At 63.6% G+C, this 26,666-nt stretch carries 29 protein-coding genes; 13 read left to right on the top strand and 16 right to left on the bottom strand.

What is annotated here, in order from left to right; genetic code table 11:
- Nucleotides 1–15: 15 nt before the first annotated feature.
- From C8N43_RS13470 to hslO, 6 genes are read right to left on the bottom strand one after another with little or no spacing between them, the layout of a single operon-like run.
- Entirely contained in the window at nucleotides 16–1,887 is a 1,872-nt protein-coding gene (locus tag C8N43_RS13470) for an ABC transporter ATP-binding protein (protein WP_245913000.1), read from the bottom strand.
- Nucleotides 1,884–3,725 (bottom strand): ABC transporter ATP-binding protein, encoded by a 1,842-nt coding sequence (locus C8N43_RS13475; protein ID WP_107846090.1) that lies wholly within the window; start codon nucleotides 3,723–3,725, stop codon nucleotides 1,884–1,886. Before C8N43_RS13475 ends, C8N43_RS13470 begins: the two co-directional genes overlap by 4 nt.
- Nucleotides 3,726–3,764: 39 nt before the next feature.
- Complete coding sequence (locus tag C8N43_RS13480) at nucleotides 3,765–4,349, bottom strand: LysE family translocator (protein ID WP_107846091.1); 585 nt, start codon at nucleotides 4,347–4,349, stop codon at nucleotides 3,765–3,767.
- On the bottom strand, nucleotides 4,346–5,479 hold the full coding sequence (locus C8N43_RS13485; RefSeq protein ID WP_107846092.1) for a CCA tRNA nucleotidyltransferase: 1,134 nt from the start codon (nucleotides 5,477–5,479) through the stop codon (nucleotides 4,346–4,348). The genes C8N43_RS13480 and C8N43_RS13485 overlap by 4 nt, the downstream gene beginning before the upstream one ends.
- Nucleotides 5,476–6,075 (bottom strand): CoA pyrophosphatase, encoded by a 600-nt coding sequence (locus C8N43_RS13490; protein ID WP_107846093.1) that lies wholly within the window; start codon nucleotides 6,073–6,075, stop codon nucleotides 5,476–5,478. Before C8N43_RS13490 ends, C8N43_RS13485 begins: the two co-directional genes overlap by 4 nt.
- Nucleotides 6,062–7,075 (bottom strand): Hsp33 family molecular chaperone HslO, encoded by a 1,014-nt coding sequence (gene hslO / locus C8N43_RS13495; protein WP_107846094.1) that lies wholly within the window; start codon nucleotides 7,073–7,075, stop codon nucleotides 6,062–6,064. The genes C8N43_RS13490 and hslO overlap by 14 nt, the downstream gene beginning before the upstream one ends.
- Nucleotides 7,076–7,176: 101 nt before the next feature.
- Between hslO and C8N43_RS13500 the strand changes: the two genes are divergently transcribed.
- Nucleotides 7,177–7,623 carry an NUDIX hydrolase gene (locus C8N43_RS13500; RefSeq protein WP_107846371.1) on the top strand — a complete coding sequence of 149 codons (447 nt, stop codon included), beginning with the start codon at nucleotides 7,177–7,179 and terminating at the stop codon, nucleotides 7,621–7,623.
- A gap of 12 nt (nucleotides 7,624–7,635) precedes the next feature.
- On the opposite strand, the gene C8N43_RS13505 is transcribed toward C8N43_RS13500, so the two are convergent.
- Nucleotides 7,636–8,955, bottom strand: coding sequence for a PP2C family protein-serine/threonine phosphatase (locus C8N43_RS13505; protein WP_107846095.1), 1,320 nt, complete (start codon nucleotides 8,953–8,955; stop codon nucleotides 7,636–7,638).
- 135 nt (nucleotides 8,956–9,090) lie between these two features.
- On the opposite strand from C8N43_RS13505, the gene C8N43_RS13510 reads away from it, so the two are divergent.
- Nucleotides 9,091–9,402 (top strand): Hpt domain-containing protein, encoded by a 312-nt coding sequence (locus C8N43_RS13510; RefSeq protein WP_107846096.1) that lies wholly within the window; start codon nucleotides 9,091–9,093, stop codon nucleotides 9,400–9,402.
- Between the two features lie 11 nt (nucleotides 9,403–9,413).
- Here C8N43_RS13510 and ilvA read toward each other — a convergent pair whose 3' ends face one another.
- Together ilvA and C8N43_RS13520 are read right to left on the bottom strand one after the other, a co-directional pair.
- Nucleotides 9,414–10,661 (bottom strand): threonine ammonia-lyase IlvA, encoded by a 1,248-nt coding sequence (gene ilvA / locus C8N43_RS13515; protein ID WP_107846097.1) that lies wholly within the window; start codon nucleotides 10,659–10,661, stop codon nucleotides 9,414–9,416.
- A complete protein-coding gene (locus C8N43_RS13520) occupies nucleotides 10,658–11,416 on the bottom strand; it encodes a hypothetical protein (RefSeq protein ID WP_107846098.1) in 759 nt (252 codons plus the stop codon). Before C8N43_RS13520 ends, ilvA begins: the two co-directional genes overlap by 4 nt.
- 139 nt (nucleotides 11,417–11,555) lie before the next feature.
- On the opposite strand from C8N43_RS13520, the gene C8N43_RS13525 reads away from it, so the two are divergent.
- Complete coding sequence (locus tag C8N43_RS13525; RefSeq protein ID WP_107846099.1) at nucleotides 11,556–12,779, top strand: argininosuccinate synthase; 1,224 nt, start codon at nucleotides 11,556–11,558, stop codon at nucleotides 12,777–12,779.
- Between the two features lie 48 nt (nucleotides 12,780–12,827).
- Here C8N43_RS13525 and C8N43_RS13530 read toward each other — a convergent pair whose 3' ends face one another.
- Nucleotides 12,828–13,541, bottom strand: a complete 714-nt coding sequence (locus C8N43_RS13530) for a sulfotransferase-like domain-containing protein (protein ID WP_245913001.1) — start codon at nucleotides 13,539–13,541, stop codon at nucleotides 12,828–12,830.
- Between the two features lie 149 nt (nucleotides 13,542–13,690).
- On the opposite strand from C8N43_RS13530, the gene C8N43_RS13535 reads away from it, so the two are divergent.
- The 3 genes from C8N43_RS13535 (at nucleotide 13,691) to msrA (ending at nucleotide 16,538) form a co-directional block, all read left to right on the top strand.
- The gene (locus C8N43_RS13535; protein ID WP_107846100.1) at nucleotides 13,691–14,758 is read left to right on the top strand and encodes a YjgN family protein; all 1,068 of its coding nucleotides are present in this window, start codon (nucleotides 13,691–13,693) and stop codon (nucleotides 14,756–14,758) included.
- Nucleotides 14,759–15,823 carry a M48 family metallopeptidase gene (locus C8N43_RS13540; RefSeq protein WP_107846101.1) on the top strand — a complete coding sequence of 355 codons (1,065 nt, stop codon included), beginning with the start codon at nucleotides 14,759–14,761 and terminating at the stop codon, nucleotides 15,821–15,823. It abuts the gene before it with no gap.
- Nucleotides 15,824–15,905: 82 nt separating this feature from the next.
- Nucleotides 15,906–16,538 carry a peptide-methionine (S)-S-oxide reductase MsrA gene (gene msrA, locus C8N43_RS13545; RefSeq protein WP_107846102.1) on the top strand — a complete coding sequence of 211 codons (633 nt, stop codon included), beginning with the start codon at nucleotides 15,906–15,908 and terminating at the stop codon, nucleotides 16,536–16,538.
- Between the two features lie 27 nt (nucleotides 16,539–16,565).
- Here the strand turns inward: msrA and C8N43_RS13550 are convergent, their stop codons facing one another.
- Nucleotides 16,566–16,853: a YggT family protein gene (locus tag C8N43_RS13550; protein WP_107846103.1), complete on the bottom strand. Its 288-nt coding sequence runs from the start codon at nucleotides 16,851–16,853 to the stop codon at nucleotides 16,566–16,568.
- Nucleotides 16,854–16,988: 135 nt separating this feature from the next.
- On the opposite strand from C8N43_RS13550, the gene C8N43_RS13555 reads away from it, so the two are divergent.
- The 6 genes from C8N43_RS13555 (at nucleotide 16,989) to C8N43_RS13580 (ending at nucleotide 23,017) form a co-directional block, all read left to right on the top strand.
- Nucleotides 16,989–17,516: an acyl-CoA thioesterase gene (locus C8N43_RS13555; protein ID WP_107846104.1), complete on the top strand. Its 528-nt coding sequence runs from the start codon at nucleotides 16,989–16,991 to the stop codon at nucleotides 17,514–17,516.
- 103 nt (nucleotides 17,517–17,619) lie between these two features.
- Entirely contained in the window at nucleotides 17,620–19,023 is a 1,404-nt protein-coding gene (locus tag C8N43_RS13560) for an MFS transporter (protein ID WP_107846105.1), read from the top strand.
- Nucleotides 19,005–19,925 (top strand): penicillin-insensitive murein endopeptidase, encoded by a 921-nt coding sequence (gene mepA / locus C8N43_RS13565; protein ID WP_107846106.1) that lies wholly within the window; start codon nucleotides 19,005–19,007, stop codon nucleotides 19,923–19,925. Before C8N43_RS13560 ends, mepA begins: the two co-directional genes overlap by 19 nt.
- 50 nt (nucleotides 19,926–19,975) lie before the next feature.
- Nucleotides 19,976–20,779: an esterase-like activity of phytase family protein gene (locus C8N43_RS13570; protein WP_158269983.1), complete on the top strand. Its 804-nt coding sequence runs from the start codon at nucleotides 19,976–19,978 to the stop codon at nucleotides 20,777–20,779.
- Nucleotides 20,780–20,856: 77 nt separating this feature from the next.
- Entirely contained in the window at nucleotides 20,857–22,680 is a 1,824-nt protein-coding gene (gene typA / locus C8N43_RS13575) for a translational GTPase TypA (RefSeq protein WP_107846108.1), read from the top strand.
- Nucleotides 22,673–23,017, top strand: a complete 345-nt coding sequence (locus C8N43_RS13580; protein WP_107846109.1) for a cupin domain-containing protein — start codon at nucleotides 22,673–22,675, stop codon at nucleotides 23,015–23,017. The genes typA and C8N43_RS13580 overlap by 8 nt, the downstream gene beginning before the upstream one ends.
- On the opposite strand, the gene C8N43_RS13585 is transcribed toward C8N43_RS13580, so the two are convergent.
- On the bottom strand, nucleotides 23,018–23,767 hold the full coding sequence (locus C8N43_RS13585; RefSeq protein WP_158269984.1) for a hypothetical protein: 750 nt from the start codon (nucleotides 23,765–23,767) through the stop codon (nucleotides 23,018–23,020).
- 114 nt (nucleotides 23,768–23,881) lie between these two features.
- On the opposite strand from C8N43_RS13585, the gene C8N43_RS13590 reads away from it, so the two are divergent.
- Nucleotides 23,882–24,496 carry a hypothetical protein gene (locus tag C8N43_RS13590; protein ID WP_107846111.1) on the top strand — a complete coding sequence of 205 codons (615 nt, stop codon included), beginning with the start codon at nucleotides 23,882–23,884 and terminating at the stop codon, nucleotides 24,494–24,496.
- Here the strand turns inward: C8N43_RS13590 and C8N43_RS13595 are convergent.
- From C8N43_RS13595 to C8N43_RS13610, 4 genes are read right to left on the bottom strand one after another with little or no spacing between them, the layout of a single operon-like run.
- Nucleotides 24,482–24,949: an MOSC domain-containing protein gene (locus C8N43_RS13595; protein ID WP_107846112.1), complete on the bottom strand. Its 468-nt coding sequence runs from the start codon at nucleotides 24,947–24,949 to the stop codon at nucleotides 24,482–24,484. The genes C8N43_RS13590 and C8N43_RS13595 overlap by 15 nt on opposite strands.
- On the bottom strand, nucleotides 24,949–25,209 hold the full coding sequence (locus tag C8N43_RS13600) for a hypothetical protein (RefSeq protein ID WP_107846113.1): 261 nt from the start codon (nucleotides 25,207–25,209) through the stop codon (nucleotides 24,949–24,951). Before C8N43_RS13600 ends, C8N43_RS13595 begins: the two co-directional genes overlap by 1 nt.
- Nucleotides 25,210–26,265, bottom strand: coding sequence for a hypothetical protein (locus C8N43_RS13605; RefSeq protein WP_146174220.1), 1,056 nt, complete (start codon nucleotides 26,263–26,265; stop codon nucleotides 25,210–25,212).
- Nucleotides 26,262–26,666 carry a DUF4383 domain-containing protein gene (locus tag C8N43_RS13610; protein ID WP_107846115.1) on the bottom strand — a complete coding sequence of 135 codons (405 nt, stop codon included), beginning with the start codon at nucleotides 26,664–26,666 and terminating at the stop codon, nucleotides 26,262–26,264. Before C8N43_RS13610 ends, C8N43_RS13605 begins: the two co-directional genes overlap by 4 nt.

The following is a 26,666-nucleotide window of genomic DNA, read 5'->3' on the forward strand; positions in this document are numbered from 1 at the left end:
GGGCTCTCTCGGCGCTTATTCGGCGGCGTCTGCGATGCCTATAAAGCCGCCCGATTGCCGTTGCCAGTAGCCCGCGTAAATTCCGTCCCGCGCCAGCAGCTGGCCATGGGTGCCGTCCTCGACAATGCGCCCGCCTTCCAGCACGACGATCCGGTCCATCCGGGCGATGGTGCTCAGCCGGTGGGCGATGGCGATGACGGTCTTGCCGTCCATCGCGATCTCAAGCGCGGACTGAATTGAGGCTTCGACCTCGGAGTCCAGCGCGCTCGTCGCCTCGTCGAGGATCAGGATCGGCGCGTCCTTTAGTAAGGCGCGCGCCAAGGCGATCCGCTGGCGCTGGCCGCCGGACAGTTTCACGCCGCGTTCGCCCAGATGCGCCTCGTACCCCTTGCGACCGCGATGGTCCTCAAGATCGAGGATGAAGTCATGGGCTTCGGCCCGCTTGGCGGCGGCGATCATCTCGGCCTCGCTCGCGTCGGGGCGTCCGTAGAGGATGTTGTCGCGGGCGGAGCGGTTGAACATCGCCGTCTCCTGCGTGACCATGCCGATCTTCTGGCGCAGGCTTTCCTGCGTCACGCCCGTGATGTCCTGCCCGTCGATGCTCACCTTGCCGCTTTCGGCGTCGTAGAGCCGCAACAGCAGTGAAACGAGCGTCGATTTCCCCGCACCGGAGGCCCCGACCAGCCCCAGCTTCTCGCCCGGCTTCAGGGTCAGCGACACGTTGTCGATGCCGCCCACGGGCTTGCCATAGCGGAAGGTTACATCGTCAAAGACGACCTCCCCCTCAGGCACTTTCAGATCCTGCGCGTCCTTCGCATCCACCAGCCCGTGGGGCGGGGTTAGCGTGCGCATGCCATCCTCGACCTCCCCGATATTGGCGTACATGCCCATCAGCGCGAAGCTGACCCAGCCCGTCATCTGCGCGATGCGGATCGACACCGCGCCCGCTGCGGCAATGTCGCCGGTCGACGCCGCGCCGGACTGCCACAGCATCACGGTGCCGCCGATCAGCAGCACCGGCAGGACACCCGCCGCGCCCATCAGCGCAAAGCGGAAGCCGGTGGAGAGCCGCCCGAACTCCAGCGCGCGATCGCGCAGCACTGACATGGCGTCGAGCGCGGACTGGTCCTCGAACCGGGAATGGCCAAAAAGCTTGACGGTCTTGATGTTGGTGATCGTGTCCACGACCTGTCCCGTCACCATGGTGCGCGCGCCGGCCCGCGCGGCGGAGCGTTTGCGGATGCGCGGCATGAACCAGCGGATCATGGCGATATAACCCGCGAGCCAGATCGCCAGGGCCAAGGCCATCGCCCCGTTGATTGTGAACAGCAGCAGGATCGAGCCAAACAGCGACGCCAGAGCGAAGGCCACTACGTTAATCGTCTCGGCGGTGACCTCGGTCAGGGCGCGGGCGGTCTGCATCTGCTTTTGCGCGATGCGGCCCGCGAAATCATTGTCGAAGTAATCCACCGCGTGTCCCAGCGTCCAACGGTGCAGGCGGCTTTGGATCAACGGGTATATGTTCGGCGGCACCACGATGCCGTTGAAGGCGGCGCTGGTGCCAAAGGCCAGCGGTCGGACGATCAGGAAGAACGCCGTGAAGCCAAGGACCAGTCCTAGGTTCTGGGAAAAGAACCCCTCCGGTCCTGATGTGGCGGCGGCGTCGATCACCCAGCCCAGCATCAGGGCCGTGACCGCTTCCATTGTGCCCGCGAAGGCCGAGAAAAGCGCGGCGACAATCAGGACAGGCCATGCGCCCGACAGACACCATTTGCAAAATGGCCAAAGCTCGCGCGGTGGCGGGGTCTCTGCCGTCGCAAACGGGGCGATGGCATCGCCCAGCCGTCGCAGAAGCGGCTCGATGAGGGTCAGGATCGGTTGCATCATTCAGCGGCGTCCGTGTTGAGGAACCCGCCTGACTGGCGCGCCCAGAACCCTGCATATAGTCCGCCGCTTGCCAGAAGCTCGGAATGGCTGCCTTGCTCCACAATGCGCCCCTCATCCAGCACGACGATCCGGTCCATATGCGCGATGGTGCTGAGGCGGTGCGCAATGGCGATCACCGTTTTTCCCTCCATGACGCCGTAAAGCGTGTCCTGGATCGCGGCCTCGACTTCCGAGTCGAGCGCGCTGGTTGCCTCGTCCAGCACAAGGATCGGCGCATCCTTCAGGATTACCCGCGCAAGCCCGATACGCTGGCGCTGCCCGCCGGACAGTTTCACGCCGCGCTCGCCCACATGGGCGTCATAGCCAGGGCGGCCTTTCGGGTCCTCGAGGTCAAGCACGAACTCATGGGCTTCGGCCCGCATCGCGGCGGCCAGCATCTGTTCCTCGGTCGCATCCGGGCGGCCATAGAGGATGTTCTCGCGCACTGAACGGTGCAGCAGCGAGCTGTCCTGGCTGACCATCCCGATCGCGTGGCGAAGGCTGTCTTGGGTGACCTCGGCGATGTCCTGCCCGTCGATGGTGATCCGCCCGCCCTCGGCGTCGTAGAAGCGCAGCAGCAGCTTCACCAAGGTCGATTTCCCCGCGCCGGATCGCCCGATCAAACCGACTTTCTCGCCCGCTGCGATATCAAGGCTCACGCCATCGAGCCCGCCTTTGTCGCGCCCGTAATGATGCGTCAGCCCTTCGAATGAAACCCGTCCCTCGTGCAGCTCCAGCGCAGGAGCGTCGGGCTTGTCGACCAGCGTGATGGGTTGCGCGATGGTCTCCATCCCTTCGGCGACGATGCCGAGATTGCGAAAGAAGCTCGAGATGGCCCACATGATCCAGCCGGTCATCGCGTTCAGCCGCAGCGACAGTGCCGTTGCCGCCGCCACCGCGCCGACCGAGGCCGTGCCTTGCGCCCAAAGCCATATGGCCCAGCCGACGACCCCCACGATCAAAATGCCGTTCAGGCAGACCAGCATCACGTCCATCATCGTGAAGATCCGCATCTCGCGCGCGAAGGTCTGGCGGGTGGTCTCGATCGCTTCCTTGGCGAATTCCAGTTCTTTCTCGTGGTGGGCGAACAGCTTGACCGAGTGGATGTTGGTGTAGCTGTCCACGACCCGCCCCGTGGTCATCGAGCGCGCGTCGGAGCTGGCCTTGGAGGCGGGCGTCACCCGCGCGATCGTCCAGCGCAGAAGGAAGCCGTAAAGGACCAGCCAGACCGCCAGCGGGATCAGCAAGCGCGGGTCGGCGTCCATCAGCAGAACCGCCGCGCCGATTACATAGGCAGAGGCGAAGGTGATCGCGTCGAACACCTGAAAGATCACCTCACCTGCCGCGGGCGGGGTCTGCATCACCCGGTTGGCGATTCGGCCGGCGAAGTCGTCCTCGAACCATCCCACGGATTGGCGCAGCACGTGCTTGTGCGCCCGCCACCGGAACAGGGTGCCGTAATTCGGCAGGATCGCGTTGTTCAGAACGGAGACATCAATCGCCTGCACAAGCGGGCGGATTATTAGAATGAAGCCTGCGGCCAGAACCAGCTCCAGCCCATAGGTCGACAGGACCTCCGCCGGGCTGCCCGAGGACATCAAATCGACGACCCGGCCCATGTAGAAGATCAGCGCGACCTCGACGAAGGCGCCGATCAGCGACAGCAGGCCCGCCACCCAGAACAGCTTGTGGAACGGCTTGGAGTAGGCGCGAAAGAACGGCCACAACTTGCGCGGCGGCGCATCGACCTCGTCGAACGGCGCGTACGGGTCCACCAGATTTTCTAGAAAGCGGAACATCAATGACCTCAGGAACGAGGTCAGTATATAGGCCGCATGCTACAGAAAAACCATGGCGGCGGAGGCGGCTAGCGCCAGTGCCATGACGCTCATGAAGGCGCGCCACAGGCGTGGCTCTGCCAATAGCGCCGTCAGCAGCGAGCCCGCGAAGGTCCAGAACAGGCACACGAACAGGTTGATGCCGGAAAAGGCGGTGCCCAGCCGCAGCGCCTCCTGTACGGGGGTCAGCCCGATGGCATAGCCAGAGGATGCCGCCATCGCGATCACCCAGATCTTCGGATTGACCCATTGGAACAACACGGCCTCGATGAACGTAAACGGTCGATCCCGCCCTTCCGCCTGCGGCCCGCGGGTCGAGCGAAACAGCTTCCACGCCATCCACAGGATCCACGCCGCGGCGATGATCTTGAGTGCGAAGGTCAGCGCTGGCAGGGACAGCAACACTGCACCCACCCCGAAACCGGTCAACGCCGAGGTGATCCCCACACCCGCCGCCACGCCAAGGACATGCGGCAGGGTTCGCCGAAACCCGAACCGCGCGCCGGATGCGGTGAGCAGGATCACGTTCGGCCCGGGCGAGAACAGGCCGGCGAAGACAAAGGCGTAGAGCGGGTCGAAATTCACAGGAGCGCGTCCCGTGTCAGCGTGAAACCCGACGCGATCCAGCGCGCCTCCAGCTCTTTGAGCTTTGCGCCCAGTTCCGGCCCACTGAGCGCGGGCATCAGGTCCGCCGCCTTCACCGGGAATACCGCCTGCGCGCCAATCTCGATCTCGTCCAAGCCGCTCAGCGGTTGCTCGAACAGGGCTGCGCGCAATAGTGCCGTGTCCTCGGCGGTCTCGCGGCCATGGCGATAGGCGATCTCAGACAGACCGTTGGTGGCCCCTATCAGATCGCGCAGCCGCGCGACCTCATCGGCCACAGTGTTGGATAGCCGCCACAGCGTTTTCAGGTCTTTCCCGCCCAAGGCCGCGATCCGGCGCGCGAGCCGTGGCGGGCGCGCAGCCTCGAGATGCACCAGAACCGGCAGACCCGTGACCTCTGCCCCCGGCATGACCCGCGCCAGAATGCCCGCTTGCGCCATCGCGAAAACGCTGGGCGCGGGGTCGGGGGCCAGAAGCAGTTTGCTCATCTCGGCGCCCACGCGTTCGGCGGAGAGTTGGCTCAGCCCATCGGCATGGGCGGCACAGGCCGCAAGGCCTTCGGGATCAAGACCTTCTGCCGGATCGCCATAATACGCGTGAAAGCGGAAAAAGCGCAGGATGCGCAGGTAGTCTTCGGTGATCCGCGCGCCCGCGTCGCCAATGAACCGCACGCGTCTGTCGCGCAAATCCGGCAGGCCGCCGACGGGGTCCTGCACCGCGCCGTGGCGGTCGGCATAGAGCGCGTTCATGGTGAAATCCCGGCGGGCGGCGTCGTCCTCTATCCGGTCGGAAAACGCGACCTCGGCATGGCGTCCATCGGTCGTGACGTCGCGCCGGAACGTGGTGATCTCGTGCGGAACGCCGTCCGATACGACAGTGACGGTGCCGTGCTCGATTCCCGTCGGGACCGCTTTCAGGCCAGTGGCTTCCACGGCGGCGATCACGTCGCCAGGTGGCGCGGCAGAGGCGAGATCAATGTCAGAGACATCGACGCCGAGGATCGCGTTGCGCACGCAGCCGCCCACGAAAAAAGCGGTGATGTCGGCGCGCTCCAATGCGTCGAACACGCGTTGGGTCGCGGGCGCGCGCCGCCAGTCGCCGTCGATCTTCATGTTGCAACCCGGTCGGCCAGAACCCGCAGCATGCACGCGGTCGCGCCCCAGATGTAATAGGGCCCGTAGGGCACTGTGTAGTAGTGCCGTCGTTGCCCCCGCCAGCGGCGGCCTTCGACCTTGAAATTCGCAGGCTCAAGAACGTGGGACAGTGGCACCGCGAAAACCTCCGCCACTTCGCCTGCCTCCGGCTTCGGCTCGAACGGATCGTCGATCATGGCGACGAAGGGTGTGACGGTGAAGCCCGTCACCGTTTCGTGGCAGGGAAGCGTGCCCAGCAGGCGCGAGGTATTTCGGGGCAGGCCGATTTCCTCTTCCGCCTCACGCAACGCGGCATCGGACAGGCTTTCGCCTTCCTCCCGTTTGCCGCCAGGAAAGGCGATCTGGCCGGGGTGATGTTTCAACGCAGAGGACCGCTTGGTCAAAAGCATCTGCAACCTATCCGCCTGCCGGATCAGTGGCACCAGCACGGCGGCATCCCGCAGCTTGCGCCCCTCGGGCGGCGTATAGTCGGGGTTTAGGTCGAAATCGGACGTGGCCGCGCCGGGGTTTTCCAGCGCGGCCACGATCTTGTCGAGGGTCTTACTGCCCGTCATTGGCGCCTTCGGCTTCGAACCCGAGCGTCTTCGGGTCCATCACGTAATGCGCGCCGCAGAACTGGCAGTCGGCGGTCAGGGTGCCGTCCTCCTTGGTCATATGCTCCAGGTCGCGGGCCGAATAGATCGACATGCTCTGTCGCACCCGATCCTCCGAGCAGGTGCAGCCGAACTTGATCGACTGCGGATCGAAGACCACCGGCTTTTCCTCGTGGAACAGCCGGTAGATCAGGTCCGTGGGCGAAATGCTGGGACCGATGAGCTCCAGCTCTTCGACCGTGTCCAGCAGGATGCCGGCGCGGTTCCAGTTCTCGCCCGCATCCCCGTCAAGGATGTCGCCCGCTTCCAATAGGCCTTCCTCGCCAGAGCCACCCTCCGGCTTCGCCATCAGAGGCGATGCCTTGGGCATATGCTGCAGCATCACGCCACCGGCGCGCCAGCTTTCCTTCTCGCCCGGCTCGGTAGAGCGACCGAAGGTCAGCGCGAACTTGGTCGGCAGCTGCTCGGACTGCGCGAAATACGTCTCGGCACAGGCCGACAGGCTGCCACCCGCCAAGGGCGTAATCCCCTGATAGGGCGTCATGTCATTGCCCTGATCAATCAGGATCGCAAAGTAGCCCTTGCCGATCTGCCCGAACGGGGCCGCATCCAGCTGCAGCCGCTCTGCGTCGTAGCTGGCATAGGCGCGGATGCGCGCGGGCGCGCCATCCTCGGTCGGGCCGTAGTAATCCGTCGCGATCAGTCGCAATGGGCCGTCGCCGCGCACCTGCAAGGACAGCTTCCAGCGCAGCTTGATCGTCTGCCCGATCAATGCGGTCAGCATCGTGGCTTCGGCCACGGCGGCTTCGACCACCGGCGGGTAGTCGTGTTGCGCCAGCACCTGATCAAGCACGCCATCCAGGCGCGCAACGCGCCCGCGGATGTCGCTCAGATCAAGCTGGAATGGCAGGACGGTGTCGTCCCACGCGATTTTCTGTCCAAGGTTCGTGTGGGGAGTCATGGGGTTTCCTTACGCCTTGAGGGTTGGCATACCGCGTCTATATAGGCGCGGCAATGGGCGGCCCAAGTGGGCTGCGCGTCGCGCATGGCGGGGTTGCATTCATGATCAGGCGGTTCGGCGAGGCATATGTGGCGGGCAAGCCCTATCGGCATCGGCCCGGGGCTTACGCAATTCTGTGGGATGGCGCGGCGATGCTGGCCACCGTTCAGTCAGAGCGCGAGGTGCCGGCCGAGTTGCAGTTGCCCGGCGGCGGCATCGACCCGGGCGAGCACCCGATCCCCGCTCTCCACCGCGAAGTTCTCGAAGAGACGGGCTGGTCAATTGCCGCCCCCCGCAGGCTTGGTGCGTTCCGACGCTTCGTGTTCATGCCGGAGTACGGTTATTGGGCGGAGAAGCTCTGCCACGTATACATCGCCAAGCCCGTTCGTCGCCACTGTGCGCCCAGCGAGCCGGGGCATTACGCAGTCTGGCTTTCGCCGGAAGATGCGGTTGAAAACCTTGGCAATGACGGTGACCGGCACTTCGTGCGGCAGGTCTTCGATCTGTAGACCACCACCCCGCTAGCGGGGTGCATGGGCGGTGAAGTCGAAGATCGCGGCCGACACGTCGTCGCCGAACTCATCACCCCCCGCAAAGGTGGTCAACTGGTCAAGCAAGCTCGACAGAACCTCCGGGCCGGTCTGGGCCCGGCTCTTGGTCAGCCACTGCGCAAGGCCTTCCTCTTCCAGCATATCGCCCTTGGGCGAGGCGCATTCGGTGATGCCGTCCGAGTACAGGACAAGCCGGTCGCCCGGCTGCAACTGGGTCTCGAAGCTTTCGAACGGGGCCTCGGGGATCAGGCCAACCGGCATGCCCCCATCGCCCAGCAGGGTGGTCGAGCCATCCTCGTGCACAAGGATCGGATGTGGATGCCCCGCCTGAACACAGCGCATCTTGCCGTCGGTCAGGTCGATGATCGACAGGGCGATGGTGAAATAATGCTCGGTCTCCAGCTCGCGCAGCAGCAGCTCGTTGAGATCGCTGACCGTGTCAGCCGGGTCGCGCGCCCGGAAACCGCCGGTCGGATCCTGCTCCAACGCCATGTTGTGGTCCGGCGTCAGCCCAGACAGGTAGCCTGCAAGGCGCGCGGTCATCAGGGCAGAGGTGACGCCATGACCGGACACATCCAGCGAGAAGACCCCGATCTGCCGCGAATTGACCCGAAACTGCCCCACAAGATCGCCACCGACATGGCCGCTGGGAGTCAGGTTCAACGCGATCCGGCCTTCGGAGAATTGAATGTCCGTTTCGCGCACGAGCGATTGCTGAAGATGGCGCGCCTCTGACAGGTCGTGGTTGAGGGCATCATAAAGCGTCTCGATCCGTCGCAAGGCCGTGTTGACGATCTGGTTCTTGTCGATCAGCTCCGCCTGCATCTTCAGAATACGCTCCCCGGCGCGAAGTCGTGCGCGCAGCTCGCCGGAGGCTACTGGTTTCGTCAGGAAATCATCGGCGCCGGAGTTCAGACCTTTGGCAATCTCGGCGCTTTCACCCTTGCTGGTGAGCAGGATGAAATAGCCGTACCCCTCCCGCGCCATCGACCGGAAGGCGCGGCAGAACTCGGGGCCGGACATGCCCGGCATCATCCAGTCGCTCAGGATCAGGGAGACGTCATGGCGCGCGCACATCTCAAGCCCTTCAGCACCGGATTCGGCTTCCAGCACCTCGTACCCGGCTTTTCGCAGTGTGGCGGAAAGCAGTTTGCGCTGCATGCGGCTATCGTCGACGACGAGAATCTTCAGCGGCAACGCCGGATCGGTGTCTGAGACATCGACCCAATCGTCCGGGGTATCCGTGTTTTTCTCACCGACAGGCGAGATGGCTGAGTTTGCGCGCAACATGGCGTCTGAGTGCCCGATGCGCCTTAACAAGCAGTGAAAGGGCGAATTGTAATGAATAAAATCCGGCCCATTACGCTTCGTTAAGGTCTGCTGGTTCAACTGTCGCGGACCCGAAGGGATTGGGAAAGGCAGTGCATGGATTGGGCGCGCGTCAAAGAGTTGCAGAACGATCTGGGTGAGGAAGATTTCGAAGAAATCATCACCTTGTTTCTGGAAGAGGTCGAAGACCGTCTGGCGTCGCTTGCGGCAGGTGACTTCGGCACGTTTGCAGAGGATTTGCACTTCCTCAAAGGCAGTGCTGCAAATCTTGGTTTTGCAAGCTTCCGGTCCCAATGCGAGGCACTGGAGCAGTCAAGAAACACCCAAGCGGTGCCCGAACTCAGCGCGGTTTATGCAAGGTCCAAGGCGGAATTTCTGGCAAATCTCAAAACGCGCGAAGGCATCTGAGACTCCATCGCTCAGATCAGGAATTCGCCAAGAACCTCGTCATCGGTTATGTCGCGATGCTCGAACCCGCCTTCAGTCATTTCGCGAAACAGTCGCTCGAAGGCATCAGGATGCTTGGTTTCGATCCCGATCAGGACCGAGCCGAAATTGCGGGCCGATTTCTTGAGGTATTCGAACCGGGCGATGTCGTCATCGGGCCCCAGAAGGGCCAGAAAATCCTTCAACGCGCCGGGGCGCTGGGGCATGCGCAGGATCAGGTATTTCTTCACCCCGGCGAACCGCAGCGCGCGCTCTTTCACTTCGGGCAGGCGCTCGAAGTCGAAATTTCCGCCCGAGGTGACGCACACGATCGTCTTGCCTGCAATCTCGTCGCGCAGCTCGTCGAGCACATCGAGAACCAGCGCGCCTGCGGGCTCTAACACGATACCTTCGACATTCAGAAGTTCCAGCATCGTGCCGCAAATGCGGTTCTCCGGCGCGCGCAGGACGTGGGTGGGATTGACATGCTGCAAAACCTCGAACGTATGCGCCCCCAACTCCGCCACCGCGGCCCCGTCGACGAAGGTGTCGACATGGGTCAGCCGCGCAGGCTTGCCGGCTTTTAGGGCCGCGGTGAGCGACGCGCCGCCAACAGGTTCGACATAGCGAAAGGCGATGTCCGGGTGGGTCTCGGTCATGTAGCGGGTCATGCCCGCCGACAGACCGCCGCCGCCCACGGGCAGGATGATCAGGTCGGGCAGGGCATTCATCTCTGCCTCGATCTCCACCGCGACGGAGGCCTGGCCTTCGATCACGTCGGGGTCATCGAACGGCGAGAGGAAATGCGCGCCGATGGCCGCGCAATGCTCCTGTGCGGCGCGCAGCGTCTGGTCGAAATAGTCGCCAGTCAGCCGGATCTTGACGTGGTCCCCGCCAAAGGCCCGCGTCTTGTCGATCTTTTGCTGCGGGGTGGTGATGGGCATGAATACCTCGCCGTTTACGCCGAAATGGCGGCAGGCATAGGCAAAGCCCTGCGCGTGATTTCCCGCGCTGGCGCAGACGAAATTCATCTGATCAGGCTGTGATGCGCGCAGCTTTGACATGGCGTTGAACGCGCCGCGGATCTTATAGGACCGTACGGGCGACAGATCCTCGCGCTTTAGAAAGATGCGCGCGCCGTAGCGCTCTGACAGGAAGTCGTTGAGCTGAAGCGGCGTCGGCTCGAACAGCGCGCGCATCGCCGTCGTGGCGCGGCGGGCGGCATCCGCGAAGCTGCTCATTCGGTGGGCTCAGGCTGAAGCCGGTAGATCGAGACCAGCCAGCCCGTGCCGATCAGGATCGCAAGCCAAGAGGTCAGAACGCTGACAATTATGCCCGGGACCAACAGGCCGCTCAGAAGCGCTGTCGGGAAGGCCAGCATCGCGATCAACACCACGCCAAGCGCCGCTACCAGCCACACGCCGATCCCGCCGGAGCCTTTCCAGGCCTGGCCGAGGGACAGCATCTCGCCCGCGGCACTGGCCGGGATTGCGGCCCCGATGCGCAGGAACAACCACGTCAGAAGGTAGAAGGTGATCAGCGGGAAGACGAAAAACCCGACCAGCAGCGGCATCAATGGCAGCGCCTTCGAGCCCGCATAGGACAGCAGAAACGCAAGCGCGCCGACACAGGCCACGACAAGGATCAGGGTGATCAGCACGCCGCCAAAGGGTTGGCCGCGCAGGCTGGGGATCACGCCCGCCGGTGTGTCGGCCTCTAGGCAATAGCGCGCCCAGACCATCGAGATGTAGGCTCCGGCCAGCACGTTGATGGTCAGGGCCAGCATCGAGAAAGTCGCGCTGAGCGCGGGCATCCGGCCTTCGGCATCGGGTCGCAGGCCCGTCGCGCCGACGATCTGGTCCACCATCACGTAGCCAAGCCCGTAGATCGCCACGCTCGCCAGCAACCACACCAGCGCGGTCAGCCGCAGGGCAGCCCCGAAATTCGTGGCGAGCTGGGTCAGCCCGTAGAAAAAGATGTGTGCCCCCTGGCGCATAGCGTCCCCATATTTCTGTCGCGTCGCGCGACCCTGCGGGCAAACGCGGTGCGGGTCAATCGGGCGCCGGCACGCCCTTGCGTCCCTGTGGCATTGGCGCTATCGCCCGTGGCGAGTTCATCTAGCCGGAGATCGCGCCATGTCAGCCCCAAAGAAAGTTGTCCTTGCTTATTCGGGCGGGCTGGACACGTCGATCATCCTGAAATGGCTGCAGACCGAATATGGCTGCGAGGTCGTAACCTTCACCGCCGATCTGGGCCAGGGCGAAGAGCTGGAACCGGCGCGGGCCAAGGCAGAGCTGTTGGGCATCAGCCCCGACAACATCTACATCGAGGATGTGCGCGAAGAGTTCGTGCGCGACTTCGTCTTCCCAATGTTCCGCGCCAATGCGGTCTACGAGGGTCTGTACCTGCTGGGCACCTCGATTGCGCGGCCGCTGATCTCCAAGCGCTTGGTGGAGATCGCCGAAGAGACCGGCGCGGATGCGGTGGCCCATGGCGCGACCGGCAAGGGCAACGATCAGGTCCGGTTCGAGCTGTCGGCGTATGCGCTGAACCCCGATATCAAGGTCATCGCGCCGTGGCGCGAGTGGGATCTGTCGTCGCGCACCAAGCTTCTGGAGTTTGCCGAGGGCCACCAGATCCCGATCGCCAAGGACAAACGCGGCGAAGCGCCGTTCTCGGTCGACGCGAACCTGCTGCACACCTCATCCGAGGGCAAAGTGCTGGAGGACCCGGGCGAGGAAGCGCCAGATTACGTCTACCAGCGCACCGTGCATCCCGAAGATGCGCCCGATACGCCGGAAATGGTCGAGATCGGGTTCGAGCGCGGCGATGCCGTGTCCATCAATGGCGAGGCGATGTCGCCCGCCACGATCCTGACCAAGCTCAACGAGCTGGGCGGCAAACATGGCTGCGGGCGGCTTGATCTGGTCGAGGGGCGCTTCGTCGGCATGAAGTCCCGCGGCATCTACGAGACCCCGGGCGGCACGCTGCTGCTGGAGGCCCATCGCGGGATCGAGTCGATCACGCTGGACCGTGGTGCTGCGCATCTGAAGGACGAGCTGATGCCGCGCTATGCCGAGCTGATCTATAACGGCTTCTGGTACAGCCCCGAGCGCGAGATGCTGCAGGCGGCAATCGATGCGTCGCAGACCCATGTGACGGGCACGGTGCGGTTGAAGCTCTACAAGGGTTCTGCGCGCACGGTTGCGCGGTGGTCGGATCACTCGCTTTACTCCGAGGCTCATGTGACGTTCGAGGAAGATGCGGGCGCCTATGATCAGGCGGATGCGGCAGGCTTTATCCAGCTGAACGCGCTGCGCCTGAAGCTTCTGGCGGCGCGCAATCGGCGGATGGGGTAGGCGGCCCGCTAGGGTAACCCATGGGTTACTTTTACCAGGGCGCTGAGTCTACTCGGTTTTTCCGACGACCTTGGATTTGAGGGTGTCATAATAAGGCATTGCTTCGGCGCATAAGGCCGCGGAGGGGCCTGTGAGTTCGGGCAAAGGACCCTCTGGCCCTGCGAAGCCGGTAGAGCGGTGCACGGCGTTATACCAATGCGCCGCCCACACCCCGTCAAAGGGTTTCGGCCCTGCATCCCAGCTGAGCATTGCGTCATCAAAAGGCAGGCCGATGGCCTCGCAAAGACCTGCAAGGGCGGCGGGGGGGTCTTGGCGGATGGCGAAGCTGTCGATCACCAACCCGCCAACCTGCTCGAACACCGCGACCTGCTGGGCGAAGCCGATGTCTTCGAGTGTCGGGTTCTCGCGTTTGGCGATGTAGCTCGCGATGACCCGGGCAGGGTGGCGCAGCATATGGATGTTCACGCAGCCCTTTGCCCAATCCAGCGGAAAGCCGGGGGCCATATGGTGCGGCATGTGCTTCATGTAGCGGTGGCGCAGGGGCGGCGTGGCGCAGGCGCGGGCGACCTCGGCGGGGTCAGTGGGTTGCGAGGCCAGCACCGCGTCGCGCATCGGGTGATCCGCGCCGGTGGCCGCAAGGTAGGCGGCGTAGAACGGCTCGTCCCAGGCATCCGTGTCAGCGCGGTTTCCGAACGCGTAGAGCATCGCAGTGGAGAGGTTCCGCGGCCCGGACCACATCGCGATGTTGAGGCTATTCGGCATCGGGGTCTTCCATTGGCGTATTTTCGCAACTCTATGCCGCGCTGCCGAAAGGCTTTGGCGCAGCAGGGATTCACAGCTACCAAAGTCATGGTTAATCTATTTTGAAAAACCTGTAGCCAACAAACACATTTGATACGAGGGAATTTACAATGAGTGAGAGCTTACCTGTCGGCGCAAAGCCGTTTGAATTCAAAGGCAACGCCAAGGAGTGGTTCGGCATCTGGATCGTGAACCTGCTGCTGAGCATCGTGACCATTGGCATCTACTCCGCCTGGGCCAAGGTCCGCACCAAGAAGTATTTCTACAATCACACCTATGTCGAAGGGCGCAATTTCGACTACCACGCGACCGGCAAGCAGATCCTGATCGGTCGGCTGATCATCATCGCGGCCGTTATTATTTTCCAGATCATCGTGACCGTCCTGCCCGTTCTGGGCATTCTGTTGATCTTCGGCCTGCTCTTTGCCTACCCTTGGCTGATCGTGCGCTCGATGCAGTTTAACGCCCGCATGTCGAGCTTCTCGAACGTGCGGTTCGGCTTTGTGGGCTCCATCGGGCAGGCGTTTTTGACCTTCCTGGTCTATCCGATCCTGATGGCGCTGACGCTCTACACGACTTTCCCGATCTGGGACCGTGCGGTGAAGCGCTTCTCGATCGACAATCACAAGCTGGGGCAGGCGCGCTTCAAGATGGATGTGGCGCTGGGTGCTTTCTACAAGGCGTTCTTCGCCGCGATCGCATGGGTCGTGGTGGTGGGCATCATTGGCGTTGTGCTGACCGGTTTCAGCTTCGCCGAGTTTGCCGCCGCGATGGACAATGCCGAGACGAACCCGGGTGCAGCCCTTGGCATCATGGCGCTGTTCTACTTCCTCTTTTTTGTGGCCTTCCTGCCTGCGGCGTTCCTGTATCAGGCCCTCGTTCGCAACGCGGTCTATAACGCCACCACGCTGGAGGGCGGGCATCGCTTCGCGTCCAACGTCACGGCGCCGAAGCTTTTGTGGATCGCCGTGTCGAACATGGTCGTCGTGGTTTGCACGCTGTTCCTGATGCTGCCCTGGGCGCAGGTGCGTCTGACGAGGTATCTGGCCGATCACACCGGCTTTATTCCGGGCGAAGGCTCGCTGGATGATTTCATCACCGACCAGCAGGCGCAGGGATCTGCCATGGGCGACGCCTACACCGATCTGGAAGGCATCGACGTCGGTATCCCGATCTAGATGGCGAACGCCCCCGATATCAACGAGCGCGGCCTCAAGGGCCGCGCTTTTGCTGCGCAGTCTTCCCGTCTGCAGCCCGCGCGCCTGATCACGCGGGAGGGCGGCGAGGACCTGTGGGTCGACATCATGGGCGAAGAGCGGGCCATTCTGGGCTCGGCCTATCTGTCGGAGATAAAAGTGGACGCGCCGCTCGGCTCCGCCCCGCGCAAGCTGACCCTGCCCGATGGCACGGTGTTCGAGACCGATGACCACGCCGGGATCGAGGCGCTGACTGGACTGACCCACGGGGCGCGCCTGCATTACTACGAGCGGTTCAGCCCGCGGCTTGTGGGCGTCGTGCTCGCCTGTCTCGGGGTGGCGTGGCTTCTGTGGCGCTACGGGCTCGATATCATGGCGGCGGCGGCGATTGCCGTGACGCCGCCCGTGGTGATCGAACAGATCGACGCGGGCTCCATGCAGACGATTGATTTCGCCATGGCGGAACCCTCGAAGCTATCGGATGCGCAGAAAGGCGAAGTCGAACGGATCTACCGCCAGCTGGTCTCGGCGCTTCCCGATGATGTGCGCGAAGATCACAGCTTCGATCTGCTCTACCGCAACATGCCGGGGATGGGACCCAACGCGTTCGCCTTGCCCGGCGGCACGATGGTGATGACAGATGCCTTCGTCGAGCAATTCCCGGACCCCGATGTTCTGGCCGGGGTGCTGGGCCACGAGATCGGCCATGTGGTCGAGCAGCATGGCCTGAAGCGGCTCTACCGCTCTCTGAGCCTGTATCTTCTGATCGCCTTCTTGGCCGGGGATACCGGTCCCATCCTTGAGGATATCGTGCTGGAGGGGAACGTCTTGTTGTCCCTGTCCTACGGGCGCGATCAGGAACGCTCTGCCGACCGTTTTGGCCTGCGGCTTGCCGATGAGGCCGGGTTCGATCCCGCGGGGCTGAAGGAGTTCTTCCTGAGCATGGATCGCAAATTCGGCGGCCGCGAGCCACCGCAATGGATGTCGACCCACCCGTCCAGCAAGGATCGCGTGCGCGAGATCGAGACCGTCATCGACGGCCTCTGATCACCGTCACCTCACGGTTGATTTAATTGAGATGCGGTGAAAACCAACTAGCTCTCCTCAAAGGTTTGAGAGGAGACAGAGTATGTGGAAAGCTGGATTAGCCGCGATCACCTTGGGCGCGTCGATCTTGTTGCCTAATGCTGCGCTGGCGGCGAAGATCACGGTGGCTGGCGGTTGCTTTTGGTGCGTCGAGGCCGATTTCGAGAAGGTCGCGGGCGTGACGGAAGCGGTCTCTGGCTTCACAGGCGGCACGCTTTCCAATCCGAGCTACAAGCAAGTGACCGGGGGCGGCACCGGGCATCTGGAAGCCGTAGAGATTGAATATGACCCGAACCGCGTGTCGGCGCGCGCGCTTTACGATCTGTTCTTCCGCTCCATCGATCCGACCGATGCGGGCGGGCAGTTTTGCGACCGGGGCGAAAGCTACTCCACCGCGATTTTCGTGAGCTCCGCCGAGGAACGTCGCGCAGCGGAAGCCGCCAAGGCGGATGCTGAGAAAGCGCTGGGCCAAAAGATCGTGACGCCGATCAAGGATGCGGGCGCGTTCTACCCGGCAGATGACTACCACCAGGACTACTATAAGCAGGACAAGCTGATCCTGACGCGGTTCGGGCCGCGGGCGAAGTCGGTGGCCTACAAGAAATACCGCGACGCCTGCGGGCGTGACCAGCGGGTCAGGCAGCTTTGGGGCTCTGCCGCGCCGTTCGTGAACTGATCACCTGTGGCGGGCAGACGCGCGCCTTTACATGAAGAACCCGGCATTGTTGCGCAGGATGATTTCCAGCGCGTAGATGCCCAGAAGTGCCACGATGGGGCTGAGGTCGATCCCGGCCATCTGCGGCAGCATGCGGCGGATCGGGCCGTAGATCGGCTCGAGCAGGCGCGACAGCCCTTCCCAGATTTGCGCCACGATTGGCTGGCGGATGTTGAGCACGCCGAAGCTGATCAACCAGCTCATGATGAAATGGATGAAGATCACCGTGCGCGCGACGCCGAGCACCAGCATCAGAATTTGGAAGAGCGATGTCACTTGGACCTCCGGGGCAATTTGTTGCGCAACAGGTAAGTGGGCAGACGCCCGGGTGCAAGGCGTGACGCGATGTTGTGGTTGACGCCGCAGGCCCGCGTGCCATGTGACGCCGCACGCGCACAGGAGCCGCCCGCCATGTATCCCATCGCCCGCTTTGCCTACCAATTCTTCGTGCATCGCAATGTCGCGCCGTTGGACCCGACCGGCACCCATGTGTCGCACCACATCTGCTGGCCATGGGATCTGGATCTGTGGAACGAGCTCAACAATGGCCGCACGCTGACATTGTATGACATGGGTCGGCTGCCGCTTGCGGGGCGCGTCGGGCTGATCCGGGTGCTGAAAGAGAACCGCTGGGGCCTGACCATGGCCGGCGCGTCGGTGAGATATCGCCGTCGCGTGCGCGCCTTTGACCGGATCGAGATGCACAGCCGCGCGGTCTGCTGGGACGCGCGCTTCATCTATCTGGAACAATCCATGCGGGTTCGCGGCGAGGCGACGTCGCACATCCTTTACCGATCCGCCGTGACAGGTTCTGGCGGCATCGTGCCTCCATCGACGGTCATGGAAAAGCTGAATGCCGACCTGCCGACGCCGGAAATCCCGGACTGGATTCGCGCGTGGACCGAGGCAGAGGCCCTGCGTCCATGGCCGCCCTTCTAGGTGTTTTGTGACGTGAGCGTCACGAAAATGGGGTAAGTTATTCCTTGCCTCAGGGTGCACGATAGCTCTAGGTCAACGGATTATATCTGGATTTAACTACGACATGTCGACATCCGCCAAGAAGCGCATATGGGGCTGGTTCATGTTCGACTGGGCCTCCCAGCCGTACAACACCCTGCTGCTGACCTTCATCTTCGGCCCGTACTTCGCCGAGATCGTCACGGCACGATTCGTGGCCGATGGGACCGCACCGGAGATGGCCAGCGCGCAAGCGCAAAGCATCTGGGGCTGGGGGCTGACCATCTCGGGGCTGCTGATCGCGTTTTCCGCGCCGGTCCTGGGGGCTGTTGCTGACAGCACCGGGCGCAGGCTGCCCTTTATCTGGGTCTTCTCGTTTCTGTATCTGATCGGTGCGGCGGGGACGTGGATTGCGGACCCGGCCGGGTTCAGCATTGCGCTTGTGCTGGCGCTTTTTATCGTCGGCCTGATCGGCATGGAGTTCGCAACAATCTTCACCAACGCGATGCTGCCCGATCTGGGCACACGCGAGGAGATCGGGCGCATTTCGGGCTCTGGCTGGGCCATCGGCTATTGCGGCGGGCTGGTCGCGCTGATCTTCGCGCTGGTCTTTCTGGCGGAGAACGGCGAAGGCCGCACGCTGATCGGGGCGGCGCCTTTGGGCGGCCTGGACCCTGAGGCACGGGAGGGCACGCGGTTCGTAGGGGTTTTCTCGGCCATCTGGTTTGCGGCCTTCATGATCCCCTTTTTCCTGTGGGTGCGCGATGCGAAGGATCGCCCGGCCTGGCGCGAAGGGGTTGTCGGTCAAAGCCTGAGTGATCTGGTGGGCACGATCAAACGCCTGCCGAAAAGCCCCAGCCTTGCGGCCTATCTGGGCTCTTCGATGCTCTACCGGGATGCGCTGAATGGCATGTACACCTTTGGCGGTGTCTATGCCGTGGGCGTTCTGGGATGGAGCGTGGTGGACGTGGGTGTTTTTGGCATCCTTGCGGTGATTGCCGGGGCCGTCGCGGCCTTCATCGGCGGGCGCGCCGACAGTGCCAAGGGGCCGAAGCCGGTGATCCTGGTGTCGATCATTGCGCTGATCATCGCCGCGGTGACGATTGTGCAGATCACGCCGACCTCGATCTACGGCATCCCTGTGGCCGACGAGGGCATTATCGCCGGACGCACCGCGTCTGACATTGCCTTCTATCTGGCGGGCTCCCTCGTGGGGGCGGCGGGTGGCACGATCCAGTCGGCCTCGCGCACCATGATGGTCCGCCAAGCCAACCCCGCGCGGATGACGGAGGCCTTCGGGCTCTACGCGCTGGCGGGCAAGGCGACGGCGTTCCTCGCACCCGCGTTGATCGCGCTGGTGACTACGATCTCGGGCTCCCAGCGGATTGGCGTCACTCCGGTGATCGGGCTCTTCCTTTTGGGGCTGGTCCTGCTACTCTGGGTGAAACCGGATGGAGAGGATCAATCCGTATGGGATTCCGATACCTGATAGCAGCCTTTGCCGCCGTGGCCCTGACCAGCTGCGCGCCCCCCAAGCCCGAGACCAAAAGCACGATGAGCCCGCAGGTCAAACGCGATCTGGGGGCGCAGGGCAACATACTGGCCAAACAGCTGTTCGGTGCGAAGGCGCGCGGCACGAACCAAAGCCCCGCCGCTTTTGGCTCTTACGCAAACGGCTGCGCCTCCGGTCTGGTGCAATTGCCCGAGACCGGGCCGACCTGGCAAGCGATGCGGCTGTCGCGCAACCGCAACTGGGCGCACCCCGAGACCGTGGATTTCGTCCAGGACCTGAGCCGCGTGGCGAAGCGGCAGGGGTGGGCCGGGATTTATGTGGGCGATATGAGCCAACCGCGGGGCGGGCCGATGACCAGCGGGCATCGCTCGCATCAGATCGGGCTTGATGCGGATATCTGGATGAACCCGGCGTCGAGCATGAATTTGAGCCGCTCGGCGCGCGAGAACATCTCGGCCATCTCTATGCGCCGCTCGAACGGCGCTTTCGTGAATGGCAAGTGGACGCGCCAGCATCACGAGGTGCTGAAGGCGGCGGCCTCCGACAAGCGGGTTGCGCGCATTTTCGTGTTCCCCGGCGCGAAGGTGCAGATGTGCAAGGATGAGAAGGGCGACCGGTCCTGGCTGCGCAAGATCCGCCCCTGGTGGGGGCATCACTATCATTTCCACGTGCGGCTGGCCTGTCCGCCGGGCTCGCGCGGTTGCGTCAATCAGGATCCGCCGCCAGCCGGTGACGGGTGCGCGGACGCGCAGCAATGGGTCAACAACATCCTGAACCCGCCTCCGCCCCCTAAAAACCCGCCGCCGGTCAAGAAACGCCGCGAGTTGCGGCTTGTGGATTTGCCGCAGCAATGCGTCGGCGTGCTCGAAGCCAATTAGCCCTTGTGACGTTGGCCCTGTGTTGGGCCGGCGTCGCCTGCGCGCAATCGTTGGAATTTGTCAGCCGGTTTACCTGGACCTCGAGCGAGCCGCGCTTTGGCGGCTTCTCGTCGCTGGAGCTGACCCGGGACGGCGAGACATTTGTCACCACAACCGACAAGGGCCTGATCGCGCAAGGGCGCATCCTGCGCGATGGCGGGCGTATCCGGGGGCTGGACAATCTGCGGTTTGACGTGCTGCGCAACGCGCAAGGCGCGGCACTGAGAAGCTACCGCACTGATGCTGAAGGACTGGCGATTTCGACCAGCGGCGAGATTTTTATCTCCTTCGAGGGCCGCCATGACATTGCGGCCTACAGCGCCGCCGACGCGCCCGCGCGCCTGCTGCCCGCCCCGCAATGGGGGTTCCAGAAGAACTCTTCGCTCGAGGCGCTTGCGATCGACGCCAGTGGCACGCTCTACACGATGCCGGAGCGGTCGGGCGATCTGAACCGGCCCTTCCCGGTCTTTCGCTTTCGCAACGGGCGCTGGGACAGCGCCTTGCAGCTGACGCGCAAGAACGGCTTTCTGCCCGTGGGTGCCGATTTTGGCCCCGATGGCAGGCTGTATATCCTGGAGCGGGAGCTGACGGGGCTCGCGGGTTTCGCCACGCGGGTGCGCAGCTTCGAGATTGCGCGCAACGCGCTGACGGACGAGAAGATCCTGCTGCGCACGACCGGCGGCACCCATGACAATCTCGAAGGGATTGCCGTGTGGGCCAGCCCCGAGGGGGTGATCCGGGTGACGATGATCTCCGACGACAATTTCCGCTTCTTCCAGCGCACGGAACTCGTGGAATACCGGCTCGTGAACTAGCGCCCGCCGGAATGGGCTGGCCTTCCCGCCTGAGGTGCGGTAGGGCGCGCGCAACTCTTCTTTTCAAGGCTAGACCCATGGACCTTCGCAACATTGCGATTATCGCCCACGTTGACCACGGCAAGACCACGCTGGTCGACGAGATGCTCAAGCAATCGGGCTCGTTCCGCGAGAACCAGGCGGTGGCCGAGCGCGCCATGGACAGCAACGACCTGGAGCGGGAGCGTGGGATCACGATCCTGGCGAAGGCGACCAGCGTCGAGTGGAAGGGCATCCGCGTCAACATCGTGGACACGCCGGGCCACGCCGACTTTGGCGGCGAGGTGGAGCGCATTTTGTCGATGGTGGACGGGGTTGTGCTGCTGGTGGATGCCGCCGAGGGACCGATGCCGCAAACGAAATTCGTGACCTCCAAGGCGCTGGCACTGGGTCTGCGCCCCATCGTGGTGCTGAACAAGGTCGACAAGGCCGATGCGGAACCGGACCGCGCGCTGGACGAGGTGTTCGACCTGTTCGCCAATCTTGATGCCAATGACGAGCAGCTCGACTTCCCCTCGATGTATGCCTCTGGCCGGTCGGGCTGGGCGGATATGGAGCTGGACGGCCCGCGCAAGGACCTGTCCGCGCTTCTGGATCTCATCGTCGAGCACGTGCCCGCGCCTGCACAAATCCAGCGGCGCGACGAGCCGTTTTCAATGCTGGCGACCACGCTGGGCTCTGATCCGTTCATCGGCCGTCTGCTGACGGGCCGCGTTGAGACCGGGACTTTGAAAGTGGGAGAGACCATCAAGGCGCTGTCGCGCGATGGCGAGCGGATCGAGCAGTTTCGGGCGACGAAAATCCTTGCCTCCCGCGGGCTAACGCAAGAACCGATCGATGTGGCCGAGGCGGGCGACATTGTCTCGCTCGCGGGCATGTCGAAGGCGACCGTGGCAGATACGCTGTGCGCGGTGGATGTGACCGACGCGATCCCGGCGCAGCCGATTGACCCGCCCACAATCACCGTGACCTTCGGGATCAACGACTCGCCCTTGGCGGGTCGCGACGGCAAGAAGGTGCAGTCCCGCGTGATCCGCGAGCGCCTGCTGAAAGAGGCTGAATCGAACGTCGCGATCCAGATCACCGACACGCCGGGTGGCGACGCCTTTGAGGTCGCGGGTCGGGGCGAATTGCAGATGGGCGTGCTGATCGAGAACATGCGGCGCGAGGGGTTCGAGCTGTCAATTTCCCGCCCGCAGGTGCTGTTCCAGGAGGGCGAGAACGGCGAGAAGCTGGAGCCGGTCGAGGAAGTCACCATCGACGTGGATGACGAATATTCCGGCGCCGTGATCGAGAAGATCACCGGCGCGCGCAAGGGCGATCTGGCGGAGATGAAGCAGGCGGGCGCGGGCAAGACGCGCATCATCGCCCATGTGCCGTCGCGCGGGCTGATCGGCTATCACGGCGAGTTCCTGACCGACACGCGTGGCACGGGCGTGCTGAACCGGGTGTTCCACGAATGGGCGCCCCACAAGGGCGCGATCCCGGGGCGTCGCGCGGGCGTGCTGATCTCGATGGAGAACGGCGTCTCGGTGGCTTACGCGATCTTCAACCTCGAAGACCGCGGCAAGTTCTTCATCGGCGCGCAGGAAGATGTCTATCAGGGCATGATCATCGGCGAGCACAGCCGCGAGAATGATCTGGAAGTGAACCCGCTCAAGGGCAAGAAGCTGACCAACGTGCGCGCCTCCGGCACGGACGAGGCGGTGCGTTTGACGACGCCGGTGCGCATGTCGCTGGAAGAGGCGATTGCCTATATCGACAATGACGAGCTGGTCGAAGTGACACCGAATGCGATCCGCCTGCGCAAACGCCACCTTGACCCCCACGAGCGCAAACGCGCCTCGCGGACGGATGGCTGACCGGCTGACACCGAATGATTGGAGCCTGCGCGAGGACGAATTCTCGGGCAGGTTCGAAGGCGCGCAGATCGGGGCGGAGGTCACGGTGCTGTTCGTGTCCATCGACGAGGTCGGCGGCGGGCCGCCGCTGCACACCCACCCCTACGACGAAATCTTCATCATCCGTTCAGGTCGTGGCCGCTACACCGTTGGCGACGAAGTGATCGAGGCCGGGCGCGGCGACGTGCTGCGCGTGCCTGCGGAGGTGCCGCACAAGTTTGAAAACCTTGGGCCCGGGCCGCTGGAAAGCGTCGACATCCATCAAAGCCCGCGCTTCATCCAGACCGATCTGGAGTGATCAGTCGGCGGGGGTGCTGACCACCTCACCATCTTCCAGTTTGAACGGGCGTCCCAAGGGTAGCGCGTAGTCCAATGTCGCGGCGAGCTCTCCGGTCGACAGGTCGTAGATCTCGGTGCGCGGTGGGCTAACGTCACCGCGCACCAGCGCGAAGCTGTTGTCGGTGCCGAAGGCGGGCAAGTCGATCTCGTGCGTCGCCGGCAACTCTGTCGATTGTCCTGTGTCCAATTCCACGATCCGGTAGCCGTCGAAGGCGTTGAAAGATGCGATCTCGACCGCGTAGCTGCCATCGGGCGAGGTCAGCAGCCAGCTGTCCGTGCCTTGCGATGGCATGATCGGGTCGCCGGTTGCCGTGTCGAAGATCAGCACACCGCCGGTGCCGAAGACATCCTGCACGATCAGGTAGGCGGCATTGCACGACAGGCGCGCGGTTTCGGGTGCGAGGGCGATATCGCTCAGAACGATCTCTGGCCCGATGAACAGCTCTGCCGTATCTGGTTTGGTCCGCAGCAGGGTTGCGGTGTTGGGCGCGTAGCTGAACAGGACCGGCAGGATCGATAAGCACGCGGTCGGGCGCTGGCCATGGAGCAACCGCGCGTTGGACAGATCGCGGACCGTATCACCGAATGCGACCTCCAATCGGTCGGCACGCTGGGTGATCTGGCAGGCCCCGCCGCAGGCGGTCCATTGGGTATCGGCCAAGGCTGGGTGCGCGAAAAGCGCCGTGGCGAGGGGCATAAGGTATCTCATCTTCCGCAGCGTGGCGGGCGGCGTGTCGCGTGTCAAACCGCATCGGCTCTGGCGGAGCGCGCCGAGAGTGGGTAGCCATAGAACAATCCCGATCCCCAAAGAGGTGTCCGATCCATGCTTCGTTTGTCTGTTTTGCCGTTGGTCCTGTTGCTGTCTGCGTGCCTGGATGTGGAGGCCGATTTCAAACTGGCCGAGGACGAGACCATCTCGACCGAGACCAAGGTGACGCTGGGTCGTCAGCTCTATGACATGCTGCAGCTTGCGCCGCAGGCCCAGGGGCTTTGCCCGCCGGAGGCCGAGAAGATCGAAGGCCCCGATCAGGTCCTGTGCATCAGCCGCGACGAGACCACGTTGGAAGAGGCGCTGACCGAGGCGGCGAGCGCTGGGAATTCAGGTGATTTCGCGGGCGATGTGGAGTTCGAGCGGATCGATGATGAGACGGTGCGCCTCGTGCTGCCGCTGGATTTCGAGCGGATCGAGGGCAAGCCCGCTGAGCTGACGCCGGAAAACCCGATGTTCGCGATGATGACCGACGGGCTGGAGGGCGCGGAGATTGTCGTGCGCTTCACCGCTTTGGAAGTGATCGAAAGCAATGGCGCGATTTCCGAGGATGGGCGCAGTGTCGAGCTGGTGGTGCCGACCGTGGAGCTGCTGTCGCCGACGGGGCAACTGCCCGATCAATTCACCGCCGTACTGAAATATCGCGATTGCGGGCTACTCGGCTGTTAGCGCGTCGCCTAGGCTGATCCGACCCGCGCGCAGGACCTCCGCCGTCATTCCACCGTGGCCGCGCATCGCGTTGTAGCCGCCGTGTCCGAGCGTGTCCTCCATCCGCGAACAGGGCGCGCAGGGACCCGTGATTTTGAGACGCGTGGTCCCGATTTCAATCTCACGCCCGCGCAGGCTGGTCAGGTTGATGCCGGAAATCACCAGATTGCGGCGGAGCATCTCGGGGGTGACTTCGATACCTGTCAGGGCCGCGATGACCGGCAGATGTTCGGACTGAATGAGCGTCACCGCGCGTTTGCCGGGGCTGGGGTGTCGGTCGCCTTCCAACCCTGCCTCGGTGATCTCGACGTCGTCCAGCGCGATCATGTCCGCCCGCCGCGCGGGACGGACGCCGATCCAGTCGACCCGGCCCGGGTGCGGATAGAGTGCCATCAGGTCTTTGAGCGTACGCATCAGCCTTGCAGCGCGAGGCAGGTTTTACGGCGGGCGGGCAGCACGAAAGCGGCGCCTGCGTCGTAGAGCTTCGTGACATAGCCCGGGTCGTCGGAGCGCACGATCAAAAGGCCCGGCGCGGTGCCGATGATCGCCACGCCATCGGGGACTTTCGTGCCTTGGGGTACTGCGGCGGTCGCGATGGAGCCGGTCAGCATGGCGCCAAGCGCCAGAATTAGCCAAGTGGCGACCATCGCGGATATGATTAAGGCAGGGCGCATCTAGTAGTCGTAGATGTGCTCGAGCGCGTTGAGCTTCAAGGCGGGGCCGAGCGTGTGCAGGTCGCGTACCTTCATCACGACAAGCGCGCGGGTTTGGTCGTGGAAGCCCGGGCGTCCGGTCACAGAAATCACGTCGAGATTGTCCGGGAAGACCGGATCGGAACGGGAGTGAAAGCTGAGCAGGATATCGTCGTTGCCCGCGATCTCGACGATGCGGGCGTCGCTGCCGGGCACGACCATTCGCTCGACCATCTTGGTGAAGGTGCGGTATCGCGGCACCTCTGCAATGATTGTGTCGCCGTCTTGCAGGATGACGGTGATCTCGGGGAAAGTCTGCAGATCAGCGGGCGAAGCGCCCTGAATGGCGATCCGCATGGTCAATTCATCCGCGCCCACCGCGCCCGCCGCTTGGGCGATAACGCGGGCGTAGGCGGCCTTGGCTTTCCATTCGAGACCCAATGCAATGCGGCGCTCGTGGGAGCGGACCCCTTCGATCGGGGCGGCCATCAGCTTGGCGTGCCATCCGTCAAAGTCATATTTGTACCATGGCACCTCCTGAAGGAAGGTGGCGTAATCGGCGGCCATCTCTGCCTCGACCTTGTCCTGCGGCGAGGTTTCGGACGTCAGGGACGCGAGCCGCCCGATGGTTTCCTCGTAGAGCGCCTTGAACGCCATCTCGAGCGTGAAGCTGGCACCGATGGTATAGATCGTTAGCTTCGCGTCGGTGCCTGCGGGGCCAAGCTCGTCGGCCTTCTCGGTCAGCGCGCAGAGCGAGGACCAGAAGCCGGTAATCGCCTGCAAATAGGGGAAGTTGTGCGGATCGGCACGGCTGAGCACCTCTGCATAGCCTTCGTAGGCGTAGACGATGTGCCATTCGGGGTAGGTCAGGTAGGTCCGCGCCTCGGCCCGCTGCCATTCGGGGTCGGTGATATACTGCGCCTCAGCCTGATCGAGTTGCTCGCCCCGGCACATGGTCTCGGTATAGAGGATCGGGCCTGCTATGACCGCGATCAGCAGCAAAAGCGCGCCGCCGAGCCATTTCAGCAGACGTTTCACCGGCTGCGCCACGCGGCGAACAGTGCCAGCCCGCCGAGGCCCAGATGGGGGATGTTGGCGGCGAGTTTGATCAGGAAGCTGGGGTATTCGTAGAAGCCGTAGAACACGATGCCGAGGTCGAGGAAGCCGGAGCCGGTCGCAAGCCCAAGCAGGCCGTCGGCGAAGTAGAGCGCCCCGAAATACAAAAGGAACGTGCGCGCTGCCTTGTGCGAAATCAGCGCGGCGGCCAAGGCCCAGAGCGCGGAGGCCACGTGCAGCAGATCGTCGAACACGTCCAGCGCAAAGACGCCGAAGGCGTTGCCATCTTCGTCGATGATGCCGGGGATGGGTAGGTAATTGAGTGAGGCGGCCGTCAGCAAAGCCGCAAAGAAGAACAGACAGGTTTTTTGCGCGCTGGACAT

The organism is Litoreibacter ponti, from assembly GCF_003054285.1.
GTDB lineage: Bacteria > Pseudomonadota > Alphaproteobacteria > Rhodobacterales > Rhodobacteraceae > Litoreibacter > Litoreibacter ponti.